This window comes from Frigoribacterium sp. PhB116 (genome assembly GCF_004364285.1).
GTDB lineage: Bacteria > Actinomycetota > Actinomycetes > Actinomycetales > Microbacteriaceae > Frigoribacterium.
Genome location: NZ_SOBE01000001.1, coordinates 115682 through 131122 on the forward strand (window position 1 = coordinate 115682; position 15441 = coordinate 131122).

General features: G+C 74.0%; 12 protein-coding genes. 8 read left to right on the forward strand and 4 right to left on the reverse strand.

Annotation, left to right across the window (positions count from 1 at the left end; all coding sequences use genetic code 11):
* Positions 1-16: 16 nt before the first annotated feature.
* On the reverse strand, positions 17-373 hold the full coding sequence (locus EDF20_RS00475) for a hypothetical protein (protein WP_123545430.1): 357 nt from the start codon (positions 371-373) through the stop codon (positions 17-19).
* Between the two features lie 48 nt (positions 374-421).
* On the opposite strand from EDF20_RS00475, the gene EDF20_RS00480 reads away from it, so the two are divergent.
* Both EDF20_RS00480 and EDF20_RS00485 read left to right on the forward strand, forming a co-directional pair.
* The gene (locus tag EDF20_RS00480) at positions 422-706 is read left to right on the forward strand and encodes a hypothetical protein (protein ID WP_123545431.1); all 285 of its coding nucleotides are present in this window, start codon (positions 422-424) and stop codon (positions 704-706) included.
* A gap of 108 nt (positions 707-814) precedes the next feature.
* Positions 815-2434, forward strand: coding sequence for a molybdopterin-dependent oxidoreductase (locus EDF20_RS00485; protein ID WP_133737392.1), 1620 nt, complete (start codon positions 815-817; stop codon positions 2432-2434).
* Between the two features lie 70 nt (positions 2435-2504).
* Here the strand turns inward: EDF20_RS00485 and EDF20_RS00490 are convergent, their stop codons facing one another.
* Both EDF20_RS00490 and EDF20_RS00495 read right to left on the reverse strand, forming a co-directional pair.
* Positions 2505-4643: a RecQ family ATP-dependent DNA helicase gene (locus EDF20_RS00490; RefSeq protein ID WP_133737393.1), complete on the reverse strand. Its 2139-nt coding sequence runs from the start codon at positions 4641-4643 to the stop codon at positions 2505-2507.
* A 25-nt stretch (positions 4644-4668) separates the two neighbouring features.
* On the reverse strand, positions 4669-6177 hold the full coding sequence (locus EDF20_RS00495) for a PucR family transcriptional regulator ligand-binding domain-containing protein (protein ID WP_133737394.1): 1509 nt from the start codon (positions 6175-6177) through the stop codon (positions 4669-4671).
* 121 nt (positions 6178-6298) lie between these two features.
* Between EDF20_RS00495 and gabT the strand changes: the two genes are divergently transcribed.
* The 6 genes from gabT (at position 6299) to EDF20_RS00525 (ending at position 14720) form a co-directional block, all read left to right on the forward strand.
* Positions 6299-7654, forward strand: a complete 1356-nt coding sequence (gabT, locus tag EDF20_RS00500) for a 4-aminobutyrate--2-oxoglutarate transaminase (protein WP_123545439.1) — start codon at positions 6299-6301, stop codon at positions 7652-7654.
* The gene (locus tag EDF20_RS00505) at positions 7654-9171 is read left to right on the forward strand and encodes an NAD-dependent succinate-semialdehyde dehydrogenase (RefSeq protein ID WP_133737395.1); all 1518 of its coding nucleotides are present in this window, start codon (positions 7654-7656) and stop codon (positions 9169-9171) included. Before gabT ends, EDF20_RS00505 begins: the two co-directional genes overlap by 1 nt.
* Before the next feature lie 105 nt (positions 9172-9276).
* Positions 9277-10722, forward strand: a complete 1446-nt coding sequence (locus EDF20_RS00510; RefSeq protein WP_243833392.1) for an aminobutyraldehyde dehydrogenase — start codon at positions 9277-9279, stop codon at positions 10720-10722.
* A 73-nt stretch (positions 10723-10795) separates the two neighbouring features.
* Complete coding sequence (locus EDF20_RS00515) at positions 10796-12229, forward strand: NAD(P)/FAD-dependent oxidoreductase (protein ID WP_133737397.1); 1434 nt, start codon at positions 10796-10798, stop codon at positions 12227-12229.
* The gene (locus EDF20_RS00520; protein WP_133737398.1) at positions 12226-13170 is read left to right on the forward strand and encodes a universal stress protein; all 945 of its coding nucleotides are present in this window, start codon (positions 12226-12228) and stop codon (positions 13168-13170) included. The genes EDF20_RS00515 and EDF20_RS00520 overlap by 4 nt, the downstream gene beginning before the upstream one ends.
* Positions 13167-14720, forward strand: a complete 1554-nt coding sequence (locus EDF20_RS00525) for an APC family permease (protein ID WP_133737399.1) — start codon at positions 13167-13169, stop codon at positions 14718-14720. The genes EDF20_RS00520 and EDF20_RS00525 overlap by 4 nt, the downstream gene beginning before the upstream one ends.
* Positions 14721-14748: 28 nt before the next feature.
* On the opposite strand, the gene EDF20_RS00530 is transcribed toward EDF20_RS00525, so the two are convergent.
* Complete coding sequence (locus tag EDF20_RS00530) at positions 14749-15426, reverse strand: TetR/AcrR family transcriptional regulator (protein WP_133737400.1); 678 nt, start codon at positions 15424-15426, stop codon at positions 14749-14751.
* Between the last annotated feature and the right edge of the window lie 15 nt (positions 15427-15441).

The following is a 15441-nucleotide window of genomic DNA, read 5'->3' on the forward strand; positions in this document are numbered from 1 at the left end:
GCGCCGAGGCCGAGGGCTAGAAGGGCCCGGCCGCCGAGGCGATGGCGTCGAACAGCGCGATCGTGTCGGCGTCGCGCTTCTTGACGCTGACGCCGATGGTCCCGGCCGGCGCGTGCACCTCGCCGGAGATGCGGCTGCCCGCGCCGGCCTCCTCGAAGACGAGGTGGACGGTGTCGGCGTCGCTCGCCGTCGCCGAGCGGCGGATCAGCCGTGCGCCCTGCTCGTCGGCCGACGTGAACGAGAAGGCGGGCGTCGACTGCACGGCGCGGCGCACGACGCCCGCGAGCAGCGACACCGGCAACGAGAGCTCCAAGGAGGCGCGGGTCACGTCTGCGTCGCCGGTCTCGACCTGGGGTGCTCGCTTCTCTGCCATGCGCCCGAGGCTACGGCAAGTGCGCGCCGCGCCCGTAGGGTGGCTGGCATGAAGACGCTGTTCTACGCAGGCCAGGAACTGATCGTGACCGACGAGCTGGCCGAGGTGCTGCTCGCCGCCGCCATGGAGTTCAGCGACGACGACCGCACGTTCCGCGTCCCGGTCGCGGCACGTCTCGGCGGCGTGGCCCACATGGCGCAGCTGGTGATCGGCCCCGGCATCCCGTTGCTCGTCGTCGACGCGGACGACGACGTCGAGCCGGCCGCCGGGTCCGAGTCCTCCGTCGCGTTCATCGTCGAGCTGATGGAGAGCCTCGTCGACGACGACGAGTGACCGACGACGAGTGACCGACGACGAGTCGTGGACGACGAGTGAGCCGAGACCACGGTGAGGCGCGCCCGGCCCCAGCGGATCCCGAGCGCCGCCGCCTAGCCTGACCGCATGTCCGTGCGCCTCGACCCACCCGCAGCAGCGACCCGCGAGGGCATGACGACCCGCACCTCCTCGGGCTGGGCCGCGGTCGCCGGCGTCGTCTCGGCGGCGGCCTTCCTCGCCTCGGCCGAGCTCGCCGCCGTCGTGACCGGCCCCAGCGGCAGCCCGCTCTACGCGGTCGGCTCCGCGGTGATCGACCTGGCACCTCCCGTGGCCAAGGACACGATGGTCGCCCTCTTCGGCACCGGCGACAAGGTCGCGCTCTTCACCCTCATGGGCGTGCTGCTCGCCGTCATCACGGCGGGCGCGGGCATCGCCGAGCTCCGTCGGCCCCCGGCAGGCAAGGTCGTCTTCGGCCTCGGGGGAGTGCTCGCGATGATCGCCGTGCTCACCCGAGCCGACTCGTCGAGCATCAACGGGGTGCCCACCGCGGTGGGCACGCTCGTCGCCCTGCTCCTCCTCACGGCGCTCGTCCGGAGGCTCTCCCGCTGGCAGGCGACCACCCGCACCGGCTGGTCCGAGGCCTCGGTGCCCGCGCCGCCCCTCCGCGGCCCCGGCCTCGAGCGCCGCAGCTTCGTGCTCCTCGCGGGCATCGCCGGCGTGGCCTCGGTCGTCGTCGGCACCGGTGCCCGTGCCTGGAACGCGACGCGGGCGAACGTGACGCAGCTGCGCGCGGCCCTGCGCCTGCCGGCCGCGGAGAACGTCGAGGAATCGGTGCCCGCGGGCGCCTCGCTCGACGTCGACGGCCTCACGTCGTACATCACGCCGAACGACGAGTTCTACCGGATCGACACCGCCCTGCGCGTGCCCGGGATCGACCCGGCGGACTGGTCGCTGCGCATCCACGGCCTGGTCGACGAGGAGGTGGTGCTCACGTTCGACGACGTGCTCGCCCTGCCGCTCGTCGAGCACACGGCCACCCTCAGCTGCGTCTCGAACGAGGTCGGCGGCACGCTGATCGGCACCGCGCTCTGGCTCGGCTACCCGCTCCGCGACCTGCTCGCACGGGCCCGCCCGCAAGCCGGCGCCGACATGGTGCTCTCCCGCAGCATCGACGGCTTCACCGCGGGCACGCCGCTCGAGGTGCTGCAGGACGATGACACGGAGGCGTTGCTCGCGGTCGGCATGAACGGCCAGCCCCTGCCCCAGGAGCACGGGTTCCCCGCCCGCCTCGTCGTGCCCGGCCTCTTCGGCTACGTCTCGGCGACGAAGTGGGTGACCGAGCTCGAGGTGACGCGCTTCGCCGACGCCGAGGGCTACTGGACCCCTCGCGGCTGGGACGCCCTCGGCCCGGTCAAGCTCGAGTCCCGCATCGACGTGCCCGCCGCCGGGACGACCGTCGACGCCGGCACGGTCGCCGTCGCCGGGGTGGCCTGGCACCCGCACACCGGCGTCTCGCGCGTCGAGGTCCAGGTCGACGGAGGCGCGTGGGACGAGGCCGAGCTGGCGGAGTCGATCTCGCCCGACACCTGGGTGCAGTGGGTCTACCGCTGGTCGGCGTCGTCCGGCGGGCACACCCTGCGCGTGCGGGCGACGAGCGCCGACGGGACCGTCCAGTCCGAGACGGAGCTGCCGCCCGCGCCCAACGGCGCAGAGGGCTGGGACGAGCACGCGGTGTCGGTGCGCTGAGCGCGCCGACCGACAGGCCTCGACAGCCCCCGACCGGACCCGGCCCTCGACGGCCCGCGACGGGCGAGTCTCAGCCCACGACGCCCAGCGAGAACGGCAGCACGGCCGACGCCCCCGCCCGGCGCAGCTCGCGCCCGGCGGTCGTCATCGTCCAGCGGCTGTCGACGAGGTCGTCGACGAGCAGCACGGGCCCGGAGACCTCGGCCAGCGCGGCGGCCAGCTCGGGGCCGACCTCGACCGCCTGCCAGACGTCGGCGAGCCGGTAGACGCTGTTGCCGCCTCCTCTGCTGCCTCGACCGGCTGACGGTCGAGTCGGGGTGAGCGAGCCGAGCAGGGGAAGGCGCCCCACGGTGCTGATCGCCTCGACGAGTGAGCCGACGAGCTGCGGCCGTGCCGTCGACGGCATCGCCACGACGCCGACCGGGCGCTCGGCCCACGGCCACTCCTTGAGCACGCGGACCACCCCGTCGAGCAGCGCCTTGGTGAGCGGTGCGTCCTCGGCACCGGCCGCGAAGACCTGGCGCAGCGTCGTGCCCCAGCCGAGGTCGGTGAGGCGGGCCAGGGCGCGGCCGGTCTCGACGCGCTCGCCTTCGGCGATCTTGCCCTTCGCGGGCACGCCGGCCCGGTCGGCGCCCGTCGGCCACTGGGCCCGGGGCTCGATCTCGACGCCCACCCGGTCGAGCGAGGTCGAGGCCGACGCAGCGGCCTCGCCGCCGATCTCTCTCGGGTACCAGGCGCCGGCGCAGATGTCGCACCGGCCGCAGGGTGCCGCGGCCGGGTCGTCGAGGTCGAGCTGGAGCATCTGCATCCGGCAGGTCGTCGCGCGCTCGTAGGCGATCATCGACTGCTGCTCGGCGACCCGTGCCTCGCCGATGCGCCCGTAGCGCTCGGCGTCATAGACCCAGGGCCGACCCGTGCTGACCCAGCCGCCCTGCACCCGCGACACCGCGCCGTCGACGTCGAGCACCTTGAGCATCAGCTCGAGCGGCGAGCGTTTGACGTCGACCCGGGCCTCAAGGGCCGGCGTCGACAGGGGCGTGTCGCCGAGCTCGGCGAGGACAGCCGACGCGCGGGCCTCCGACGGCATCGAGGCGGTCGCGAAGTACTGCCAGATCTCGGCGTCCTCCGTGCCCGGCAGCAGCAGCACGTCGGCGTTGTCGGTCGCGCGCCCCGCGCGGCCGATCTGCTGGTAGTAGGCGACGGGCGACGACGGCGCCCCGAGGTGCACCACGAAGCCGAGGTCGGGCTTGTCGAAGCCCATGCCGAGGGCGCTCGTGGCGACGAGCGCCTTGAGCTCGTTGCGCTTGAGGTGGCCCTCGAGCGCCTCGCGTTCTTCGTTGTCGGTGCGGCCCGAGTACGAGCGCACCGCGTGGCCGGCCTCACGGAGCAGGCGGGCCGTGTCGTCGGCCGCCGAGACGGTGAGCGTGTAGATGATGCCGCTGCCCGGCAGGTCGTCGAGGTGGCTGAGCAGCCAGCCGAGCCGGTCACGCGAGGTGGGCAGCGTCAGCACGCCGAGCCGCAGGGAGGCGCGGGCCAGCGAGCCGCGGATCGTCAGCACCTGGTCGTCCGGCCCCGCCGTCAGCTGTTCCTCGACGTCGGCGACGACCCGCTCGTTCGCGGTCGCCGTCGTGGCCAGCACGGGCACCGTCGTCGGCAGGGTGCGGATCAGGTCGGCGAGCCGCCGGTAGTCGGGCCGGAAGTCGTGGCCCCAATCGCTGATGCAGTGCGCCTCGTCGACGACGAGCATGCCGAGGCGTGCCACCAGCACGGGCAGCTGCTCGTCGCGGAACCGCGGGTTGTTGAGGCGCTCGGGCGAGACGAGCAGCACGTCGACCTCGTCGGCCGCGAGGGCCTGCTGCACGTCGGACCACTCGTGCGCGTTCGCCGAGTTGACCGCGACCGCCCGCACGCCCGCACGACTCGCCGCGGCCACCTGGTCGCGCATCAGGGCGAGGAGCGGCGAGACCAGCAGGGTCGGCCCGCCGCCTCGGCGTCGCAGCAGCAGGGTGGCGATGAAGTAGACGGCCGACTTGCCCCAGCCGGTGCGCTGCACGACGAGGGCGCGACGACGGTCGGCGACGAGCGCGCGGATCGCCTCGAGCTGGCCGTCGTGGAACACGGCGTCGTCGCGGCCCGTCAGGGCCCGCAGCAGCTCGAGCGCCTCGGCGTCGATGTCGGTCGTGGTGCTGGCCGTGCTGCTCGTCGTCATCCGGCCATGCTGTCACGGGCCACCGTCAGCGAGGCCCGGTGCCGACTCCCGCGCCCACGGCCTGCAGCAGGGCCCACAGCTCGGCCCGCCCGGCGAAGCCATCGAGCGGCAGCCCCAGCACGGACTCGACCTTGGCGACTCGTGCGCGGAGGCTGTGGCGGTGCAGGCCGAGTCGGCGGGCGGCCGGGTCCCAGACGCCGTTGTGCTCGAGCCACGTCCGGCAGCAGGCCAGCAGCTCGTCGCCGTCGGGCAGGGCTGCCACGGGGGCGAGGCGGGACGACGCGAGCTCGGCGGCCCCCTCCGACCAGAGCGCGGCCACGAGGCCGCCGGCCGCGAGGCTCGCCCAGGTGACCACCGCCTCCTCGGCGGACGACGTCGCGACGGCGAGGGCGCGCTCGGCCTGTGCCACGGCACCGGCGAGGTGGTCGAGGTCGGTGACGTCCGAGACGCCGATCCGCAGGCCGTGGGCGGCGGCGAGCGCTGGCAGATCGACGGCGCTCTCGGCGGCGAGCACGGCGATCCTCCCGTCGACGAGCGCGACGAAGACGTCGGGCCGACCGGCGGCGAGTCGCTCGACGGCCTCGGTCGCGTGGTCGGGCGAGTCCCGAGGAGGCGCGGCGAGGGCCACGACGACCGGCCCCGCGGCGATGCCCACCCCGACCGACCTCGTGATGGACCGTGCCACCTCGACCTGCCCTGCCACCAGCAGCGACCACACCTGCCGCCAGAGCTCGCGCTGCCCGCGCAGCCGGGCGACGTCGCGCTCGAGGGTGACCTCAGCGAGGGCGACCACGCTGGTGAGGACGGCGCGGGCGGCCGTGTCGAGCTCGGCGGGGGTGCGGACGGTGAGGACGCCGCGGAGGCCGTCCCGCCGGCCGAGGGTCTGCAGCGACACCACGGCCCCGGGGACGGTCACGGTGCTGCCGGCCCGGGCCCCGCGGCGCAGGAGCCGTGCGACCTCGGCCTCGACCTGCCCCTGGTCGACCTGCCCGTGGTCGGCCGCGGCATCCGTCCCGTGCAGCACCACCGACCCGCCGAGCTGCTCGCCGAGCACCCGCAGCACGGCGTCGAGCCCGCCGTCGCCGATGGCCGCGACGGAGACGGCGCGCTGGGCCCGCAGCGTCCAGCGGTCGCGGTCGCGCGCCTCCTCGGCCAGCTGGTCGGCCGCCCAGCGGGCGACGGCGATGAAGGGGGTGCGCCAGGGGACCTCGACGACGGGCACCCCGAGGGCGGAGGCGGCGAGCACGAGCTCGACGGGCGTGTCGGGCCGGTGCACGCCGGCGCCGAACCCGAGGGCGACCACGCCGGCGCCGACGACCCGCTCGACCCAGGCGTCGTAGTCGTCCTGCGTCGCGTCGGCCCGGAACTGGCTGCCGGTCGTGAGCAGCATGGTCGAGGCGGCGACGAAGGGCGACGGGTCGACCAGGTCCGAGCTGTGCACCCACGAGAGCGGCTCGTCGGTGCGCGTCGTCGGGTCGAGGAGGCGCAGGCCGAGGGGAGCCTGGCGGACGAGGGCTCGGACGGTGGGGCGCACGCGCCGAACCTAGCACCGGCCTGCCGATCTGGCAGGCCGGAGGCAAACATGCGACGAAATGTCGGTCGAGGAGGTGCGCCCCGGCTCCCTAGAGTCGCCGCAACGTCGAAGGAGCGCCTGCATGTCGAGCACCACAGTCACCACCCCGCGCGGAGGCCCTGGCCTCGAGCAGCGCCGCCGTCTCGTCACCGAGGTGCCCGGCCCGCGGAGCCGCGAGCTGATGGAGCGCAAGCGCGGCGCGGTCGCCGCGGGCGTCGGCGTCTCGCTGCCCGTCTTCACGGAGGCGGCCGGCGGGGGAGTGCTCGTCGACGTCGACGGCAACACCCTGATCGACCTCGGCTCGGGCATCGCGGTGACGGGCGTCGGCAACTCGGCCCCCGGCGTCGTGGAGGCGGTCGTCGAGCAGGTGCAGCGCTTCACGCACTCCTGCTTCATGATCACGGCCTACGACGGCTACGTCGAGGTCTGCGAAGCCCTCAACCGGCTCACGCCCGGCGACCACGACAAGCGCTCGGCGCTGTTCAACACCGGCGCGGAGGCGGTCGAGAACGCCGTCAAGATCGCGCGGTCGTACACGCGGAAGTCCGCCGTCGTGGCCTTCGACCACGCCTACCACGGCCGCACGAACCTGACGATGGCGCTCACCGCCAAGTCGATGCCCTACAAGAGCGGCTTCGGGCCGTTCGCCCCGGAGATCTACCGCGCCCCGCTGTCGTACCCGTACCGGGACGCGGGGCTCGACGGGCCGCAGGCCGCGGCTCGCGCGATCTCGCAGATCGAGAAGCAGGTCGGCGCCGCGAACCTCGCCGCAGTCGTCATCGAGCCGATCCAGGGCGAGGGCGGCTTCATCGTGCCGGCGCCCGGGTTCCTCCCCGCGATCGTCGCCTGGTGCCGCGAGAACGACGTCGTGTTCATCGCCGACGAGGTGCAGACCGGCTTCGCCCGAACCGGTCGCATGTTCGCCAGCGAGCACGAGGGCATCGTGCCCGACCTGGTCGTCACGGCGAAGGGCATCGCGGGCGGGCTGCCGCTCTCGGCCGTCACCGGACGGGCCGCGATCATGGACGCGCCGCACGTCGGCGGCCTCGGCGGCACCTACGGCGGCAACCCGATCGCGTGCGCCGCGGCCCTCGCGGCCATCGAGTCGTTCGAGCACGACGGCCTGCTCGAGCGCGCGACCGCCATCGGCGACCTGCTGCTCGGCCGCCTGCACGACCTGCAGCAGGGCGACCCGCGCATCGGCGACGTCCGGGGCCGCGGTGCGATGATCGCGATCGAGCTCGTGGACCCGCTCACCGGGGAGCCCGACGCCGCGCTCACCGGCCGGGTCGCCGCCGCCTGCCACGCCGAGGGCGTCATCGTCCTCACCTGCGGCACCTTCGGCAACGTGATCCGGTTCCTGCCGCCGCTCGCCATCGACGACGCGCTGCTGCACGACGGCCTCGACGTCGTCGCCGCCGCGCTCGGGTCGGCCTGATGACCGACGTGTCGACGGTCGCGCGCACGTCGGGGGTCGACGCCGTGCCGCCCGGCGTCGCGGCCCTGCCCGCGTTCCCCGCGCGCGTCGTCGCACTCGCGGGCGATGAGCAAGCGACCTCCGCCCTCGACGGCGTCCCCACCTTCCCGGTGCGGGACCCGGCCACGGGCGAGGTCCTCGCGCTCGTCGCCGACCAGCGCCCCGCGGACGCGATCCGCGCCCTCGACCGGGCGGTGGCGGCCGCCGACGAGTGGGCCGCCACGCCGCCGCGCGTCCGCGGCGAGACCCTGCGCCGGGCCTTCGACCTCCTCGTCGAGCGTCGGGAGTCGTTCGCCCTGTTGATGTCGCTCGAGATGGGCAAGCCCCTCGCCGAGGCGCGGGGCGAGGTCGCCTACGGCGGCGAGTTCCTCCGCTGGTTCTCCGAGGAGGCGGTGCGCGTCCAGGGCCGGTACGGTCCCGTCCCCGAGGGCACCGGCACCATGATCGTCACCCACCGGCCGGTCGGGCCGAGCTACCTCGTCACCCCGTGGAACTTCCCGCTCGCCATGGCGACCCGCAAGATCGCGCCTGCCCTGGCGGCCGGCTGCACGGTCGTCGTCAAGCCGGCCGAGCTCACGCCGCTCACGACCATCGCGTTCGCCGAGCTGCTGCGCGAGGCCGGCGTCCCCGACGGCGTCGTCACCGTGCTGACCACGACGGACGCGGCCGGGGTGACCGGGCCCCTGCTCGCCGACCCGCGCCTCCGGAAGCTCTCGTTCACCGGCTCGACCGCGGTCGGCCGGGTGCTGATCGCGCAGGCGGCCGAGAACGTGCTCCGCACCTCGATGGAGCTCGGCGGCAACGCCCCCTTCGTCGTGATGGCCGACGCCGACCTCGACGCCGCCGTCGACGGCGCGATGCTCGCGAAGTTCCGCAACGGCGGGCAGGCCTGCACGGCCGCGAACCGCCTGCTCGTGCACGAGCGGGTCGCCGACGAGTTCACGCGCCGCCTCGCCGAGCGCGTCGAGGCGATCGTCGTCGGGCCCGGCACGGCCGACGGGACGACCCTCGGCCCGCTGATCGACGACCGCGCCGTCGCGACCTGCGAGCGGCTCGTCGCCGACGCCGTGGCCCGGGGCGCCCGCGTCGTCACGGGCGGCTCGGCGCCGGGCGGCCCCGGCTCGTTCTTCGCGCCGACCGTGCTCGCCGACGTGCCCCGCGACGCCGACCTGATGCACCAGGAGATCTTCGGCCCGGTCGCCGCCGTCACGACGTTCCGCGACGAGGACGACGCCGTCCGGCTCGCCAACGACACTCCCTACGGCCTCGTCGCCTACCTCTTCACGACCGACCTGGCCTGTGGACGACGGATGCTCGGTCGGCTCCGCACCGGCATGCTGGGCGTCAACACCGGCCTGGTCTCGAACGCCGCGGCCCCGTTCGGCGGGGTCGGGCACTCGGGCCTGGGGCGTGAGGGCGGCAGCGAGGGAATCCACGAGTACCTCGACACGACCTACGCACTGCAGCCCGACGGCTGATCCCGAGCCGACGAGCACCGACCCGACCGAACCGAACCGAACCGACCAGCACGGCCCCGACCAGCACGGCCCCGAGCACCACGGCACCAGCACCACCGAGAGGACATCATGGCGACCCTGCAGAACTTCGTCGACGGCCGGTACGTCGACGCCCACGGCACCGCGACGATCGACGTGGTCTCGCCGATCACCGAGCAGGTCGTGGCGGTCTCGCCCGTGAGCGACGCGGCCGACGTCGACGCGGCGGTGCAGGCCGCGGCCCGGGCGTTCCCCGGCTGGAGCCGCAGCACGCCGTCGGTGCGCCAGGCCGCGCTGCTCGCGCTCGCCGACGCCCTCGACGCGCACAGCGACGAGCTCGTCGAGGCGCAGCACCGGGACACGGGGCAGCCGAAGGCGATCATCGCTGCCGAGGAGGTCGCCGTCGGCGCCGACCAGGTGCGCTTCTTCGCCGGGGCCGCCCGCCGGCTCGACGGCATCGCCTCGGGGGAGTACCTCGACGGGCTCACCTCGTCGGTGCGCCGCGAGCCCATCGGCGTCGTCGCCCAGGTCACGCCCTGGAACTACCCCCTGATGATGGCGATCTGGAAGATCGCCCCGGCGCTCGCCGCGGGCAACACGATCGTGCTGAAGCCGAGCGACACGACGCCGGAGTCGACCCTCGTGCTCGCCTCCCTGACGAAGGGCGTCCTGCCCGACGGCGTCTTCAACGTCGTCCTCGGCGACGCGAGCACGGGCCAGGCCCTCGTCGAGCACCCCGTGCCCGGGCTGGTCGCCATCACGGGCTCGGTGCGCGCCGGCGTGGCCGTCGCGACCTCCGCCGCCGACCGCGTGGCCCGGGTGCACCTCGAGCTCGGAGGCAAGGCGCCCGCCGTCGTGTTCCCCGACGTCGACGTCGACGTGGTCGCCCCCCAGATCGCGGAGGCGGCCTTCTTCAACGCCGGCCAGGACTGCACCGCGGTGACCCGCGTCATCGTGCACGAGTCGGTCCACGACGACCTGGTCGCCGCCCTGGTGCGTGCCGCGGAGGCGACGACGACCGGTCCCGACGCCGGGGAGGGCGCCTCCTACGGGCCCCTCAACAACGCGCGGCACTTCGCCGCGGTCCAGGCCGTCGTCGACTCGCTGCCCGCGCACGCGACCGTGGTGACGGGCGGGCACCGCGTCGGCGGGACGGGGTTCCACTTCGCGCCGACGATCGTGACGGGCGTGCGGCAGGACGACGACGTCGTGCAGGCCGAGGTGTTCGGCCCGGTGCTCACCGTGCAGTCGTTCGGCACGGCCGACGAGGCGCTCGCGCTGGCCAACGGCGTGCCCTACGCCCTGGCCTCGAGCGTCTGGACCGACAGCCACACCACGGCCGAGCGCTTCGCCCGCGACCTCGACTTCGGCTGCGTCTGGATCAACACGCACATCCCGCTCGCGGCCGAGATGCCGCACGGCGGGTTCAAGCGCTCCGGCTACGGCAAGGACCTCAGCGCCTACGGCCTCGAGGACTACACCCGGGTCAAGCACGTGATGAGCGCGCACGCCTCGCCGCGCGCCTCGTCCTGACCGCCCCGGCCGAGCCGACCCCCACACTCACTCGGCACCACCCGGTGCCCGCACCAGCGACGGAGACCACCCCATGACCGACACCACCACCTGCGACGTCGTCGTCATCGGCGCGGGGGCCAGCGGCCTGACCGCGGCCGCCGACCTGCGAGCGGCGGGCCTCGACGTGGTCGTGCTCGAGGCACGTGACCGCGTCGGCGGCCGGCTGCGCACCGAGACGATCGACGGGGCGATGCTCGAGCTCGGCGGCCAGTGGGTGTCGCCCGACCAGACGGCCCTGATCGCCACACTCGGCGAGCTCGGCCTCGAGACGTACTCCCGGTGGCGCGAGGGCGAGAGCGTCTACGTCTCCGCCGACGGCACGGCGTCGCGCTTCACGGGCGACATCTTCCCTGCCTCCGAGCACACGCAGGCCGAGATCGAGCGGCTCATCGTCCTGATGGACGAGCTCGTCGCCGAGACGGACGTCGCGGCCCCCTGGGAGCACCCGCGGGCCGCCGAGCTCGACCACGTGTCGTTCTCGGCCTGGCTCGAGCAGCAGAGCGACGACGCGGAGGCGCGGGCCAACATCGCGCTCTTCATCGCCGACGCGATGCTCACGAAGCCGGCCCACTCGTTCTCGCTGCTCCAGGCACTGCAGATGGCGTCGAGCGCCGGCAGCTTCAGCAACCTCGTCGACGCGGACTTCATCCTCGACAAGCGCGTCGTGGGCGGCCTGCAGCGGGTCCCGCTGACGCTCGCGGAGAAGCTCGGCGACGCCGTGCGCCTCGGCCAGCCGGTCGAGACGCTCGAGTGGTCGGCCGACGGGGTCGTCGCGTCGACGCCCGAGCTGCGCGTGGCGGCCCGCTGGGCCGTCGTCGCCGTGCCGCCCAACCTCTACTCGCGCATCGAGTACCTGCCCGCTCTGCCCGCCTTGCGCCAGCAGTGGCACCAGCACGTCTCGCTCGGCCTCGTGATCAAGGTGCACGCCGTCTACGAGACGCCGTTCTGGCGCGACGCCGGTCTCTCGGGCACGGCGTTCAGCCCCTACCAGGTGGTGCACGAGGCGTACGACAACTCGAACCACGACGACCCGCGGGGCACCCTGGTCGGCTTCGTCAGCGACGAGAAGGCCGACCGCCTCCTCGCCCTGCCCGCCGACGAGCGACGCGCGGCGATCCTCGCGTCGCTGGCGTCGTACTACGGCGAGCAGGCGACCGAGCCGGTCGTCTACTTCGAGAGCGACTGGGCGAGCGACGAGTGGACGGGCGGCGCGTACGCGACGAGCTTCGACCTCGGCGGCCTCTCGCGCTGGGGCCACGACCAGCGGGTGCCCGTCGGGCCGATCCGCTTCTCGTCGAGCGACATCGCGGCGGAGGGGTTCCAGCACGTCGACGGCGCGATCCGCGTCGGGCACGACGTGGCCGCCGAGATCCTCGCCGAGCGGGACGCACACGCCGGCGCATCTGCGCCGCCCGCGTCCGCAGGCCAGCCCGAGCACGCCGATGCCGGAGCGGCCGTCTCGTGAGGAGCGTGGTCGTCGGGTACCTTGACACCCCCGCGGGGCACGACGCCCTGGCCCTCGGCACGGCCCTCGCGCACACGCTCGGCGTGCGCCTCGACCTCGTGATGGTCCTGCACGACCAGGGCCGTGCCTCCCTCGTCCCCACCGCGCCCAGCTACGAGCGGCACCTCGACGACCTCGCCGAGGGCTGGCTGCAGGAGGCGGCGGCCGAGGTCCCGGCCGGCGTCACGTCCACGATTCACCTGGTCAGGGCCGAGACGTTCGCGGAGGGCCTGGTCGCGGCCGCCGCCGACCTCGGGGCCGACGCGATCGTGATCGGCGCCGGCAAGGAGGGCACGTTCGGCCGGCTGCACCTCGGCAGCGTCGGGGGAGTCCTCGTGCACTCGGCCCCGGTGCCCGTCGCGATCGCTCCCGCCGGCTTCGCCGAGCGCGGCGTCCGCAGCTTCGGCAGCGTGACGGCGGCGGTCGGCACCCGGGCCGGCGCCCGGGCGGTCGTCGACACGGCGGTCGCCACGGCCGCCGCCGCCCGCATCCCGTTGCGGCTCGTCTCGCTGGTGACGCTCGACTCCGTCGGCGACGGCGAGCGCCGCGACCGCGACGAGCGCGAGCGCGCCCTGCACGACGAGGCGCGCGAGCACGCGGAGCGGATGCGCGACATCGCCCTGGACGGCGTCCCCGCCGACCTCGACGTCACGGTCGAGATCGCCCCGGGCCCGAGGATCGCCGACGCGATCGACGCCCTCACCTGGAGCGACGACGAGCTCGCCCTCGTCGGTTCGAGTCGTCTGGCCCAGCCCCGTCGGCTGTTCCTCGGGAGCGTCGCCGCGAAGATCGTGCGCGGCGTCCCCGTCCCCCTCGTGGTGGTTCCTCGTGACCACGATGCCCGCACGACCTGGACCGGCGTCGCCCCGGGCGGCGCCCACCCCGAAGGGACCACCCCGTGAGCATCCTCAAGAAGTCCGGCGTCGCCGCCGACCAGACCCTGTCGTCGAAGGGGCTGAGCGCCGGCAGCGTCGGCCTGATCGGCGCCGTCGTCATCGGCATCTCGTGCATCGCGCCCGCCTACACGCTGACCGGCGCCCTCGGCCCGACCATCGCGCAGGTCGGCACGCACCTGCCCGCGATCTTCCTGGTCGGGTTCATCCCGATGCTCCTCGTCGCGTTCGGCTATCGCGAGCTGAACAGCGCGATGCCCGACAGCGGCACCTCGTTCACCTGGGGCGTCCGCGCCTTCGGCCCGTGGGTCGGGTGGATGGCCGGTTGGGGCCTGGTGGTGGCGACCATCGTGGTGCTGAGCAACCTCGCGGGAATCGCGGTGGACTTCTTCTACCTGCTGCTCGGGCAGGTCTTCTCGGATCCGTCGATCGCCGACCTGGCGGCGAACCCGCTGATCAACGTCGTCACCTGTCTGGCCTTCATGGCCGGGGCGACCGTCATCTCGTACCGCGACATGCAGACCACCCAGAAGGTGCAGTACTGGCTCGTCGGGTTCCAGCTGCTCGTGCTGGTCGGCTTCGCGATCGTGGCGTTCGTCCGGGTCGGCGGCGGATCGGCGTTCGACGCCACCGCGATCTCGCTCGACTGGTTCAACCCGTTGACGGTGCCGACCTTCTCGGCGTTCGCTGCCGGGCTCTCGCTGTCGATCTTCATCTTCTGGGGCTGGGACGTCACGCTGACGATGTCCGAGGAGACGAGCGGCTCGCGGACGACCCCCGGCCGCGCCGCCACCCTCACCGTCGTCATCATCGTGCTGGTCTACCTGCTCGTCTCGCTCGCCTCCATGACGTTCGCCGGCCTCGGCGACGAGGGGGTCGGGCTCGGCAACCCCGACATCCAGGGCAACGCGTTCTCGGCGCTCGCCGGGCCGGTGCTCGGGCCGCTCGCGATCCTCATGTCAATGGCGGTGCTGAGCAGCTCCGCCGCCTCCCTCCAGTCGACCTTCGTGTCGCCGGCGCGCACCCTGCTCGCCATGGGGCACTACGGCGCGCTGTCGCCGAAGTTCGCCCGCGTCTCGCCGCGGTTCTTCACCCCCGGGTACGCGACCCTCGCCTCCGCCGTCGTCGCGAGCGTCTTCTACGCGGTGATGCGCTTCATCAGCGAGGACGTGCTCTGGGACACGATCACGACCCTCGGCATGATGATCTGCTTCTACTACGGGCTCACGGCGTTCGCCTGCGTCTGGTACTTCCGGCACCAGTGGCGCACCGGGGCACGCAACCTGTTCTTCCAGATCGTCGCTCCGGGCGTCGGCGGGCTCATCCTCGCCGTGCTCTTCGTCACCACGCTGGTCGACAGCATGGACTCCGACTACGGCAGCGGCTCACAGATCGGCGGGGTCGGCCTGGTGTTCCTGCTCGGCGTCACGATCCTCGTGGGCGGCGTCGTGGTGATGCTGGTCAACGCCCGGCTGCGGCCCGCGTTCTTCCGCGGCGAGGGGCTCCGGGCCGGCGTCGCCGGCGACGAGCGCGAGGGGCAGGCCGTTCTCCCCGAGTGACTCCGGATCGTCGAGACCGTCAGGTCGGTCAGGGCGAAGGAGGCGCGGGCTCGGCCCCGTCGCCGGTCGCGGCAGGCAGGATCACGAGGTCGAGGTAGTCGCGCAGCAGCCGCGGCACGTCGACCTCGTCCGGGGCGAGCAGCCACTGCAGCTGCACCCCGTCCCACAGCCCGACGAGCCCGGCGGCCGCGCGGTCGGGGTCCACGCCCTCGCGCAGCCGGCCGACCTCGGCCAGCGCGCGGAAGTCCGCGGCGTAGTCCCGTCGCAGGACGGCGAGCCGCTCCGTGACGTAGGCGCGCCCGGGGTTGCCCTCGGTCACCGCCTCGCCCGACAGGACCGTGTAGAGCCCGATGAGCCCGGGCACGCCCTCGTTGTACCGTGCCTGCCGCTCGACGTCGCCGGCGAGCTGCACGCCGGCGCCGCGCACGAATTCGCCGCTCGACATCTGGTCGCGACGCCGCAGCACCTCGAGCAGCAGGTCGCTCTTCGACGGGAAGTAGTGCAGCAGGCTCGTCTGGCTCATGCCCACCACGTCGGCGACGCGCTGCAGCGACCCGCCCTGGTACCCGTGGGCCGTGAAGACCTCGAACGCCGCCTCGACGATCGCGGAGCGGCGCTCGGCGGACTTGGCGTAGGGGCCGCGAGGGCCGCCACGGCCGCCGCGGGCACCGCGGCCACGGGTCGTCACGGGAGCGCCTTCGGTCATGACCGGGAGCCTACG

Excerpts from the sequence above, each read along its gene's own strand:
- EDF20_RS00515 (WP_133737397.1), top strand. The coding sequence starts at position 10,796 with ATGACCGACACCACCACCTGCGACGTCGTCGTCATCGGCGCGGGGGCC.
- EDF20_RS00505 (WP_133737395.1), top strand. The coding sequence starts at position 7,654 with ATGACCGACGTGTCGACGGTCGCGCGCACGTCGGGGGTCGACGCCGTG.
- EDF20_RS00530 (WP_133737400.1), bottom strand. The coding sequence starts at position 15,426 with ATGACCGAAGGCGCTCCCGTGACGACCCGTGGCCGCGGTGCCCGCGGC.
- EDF20_RS00475 (WP_123545430.1), bottom strand. The coding sequence starts at position 373 with ATGGCAGAGAAGCGAGCACCCCAGGTCGAGACCGGCGACGCAGACGTG.
- EDF20_RS00485 (WP_133737392.1), top strand. The coding sequence starts at position 815 with ATGTCCGTGCGCCTCGACCCACCCGCAGCAGCGACCCGCGAGGGCATG.
- EDF20_RS00490 (WP_133737393.1), bottom strand. The coding sequence starts at position 4,643 with ATGACGACGAGCAGCACGGCCAGCACCACGACCGACATCGACGCCGAG.
- gabT (WP_123545439.1), top strand. The coding sequence starts at position 6,299 with ATGTCGAGCACCACAGTCACCACCCCGCGCGGAGGCCCTGGCCTCGAG.
- EDF20_RS00480 (WP_123545431.1), top strand. The coding sequence starts at position 422 with ATGAAGACGCTGTTCTACGCAGGCCAGGAACTGATCGTGACCGACGAG.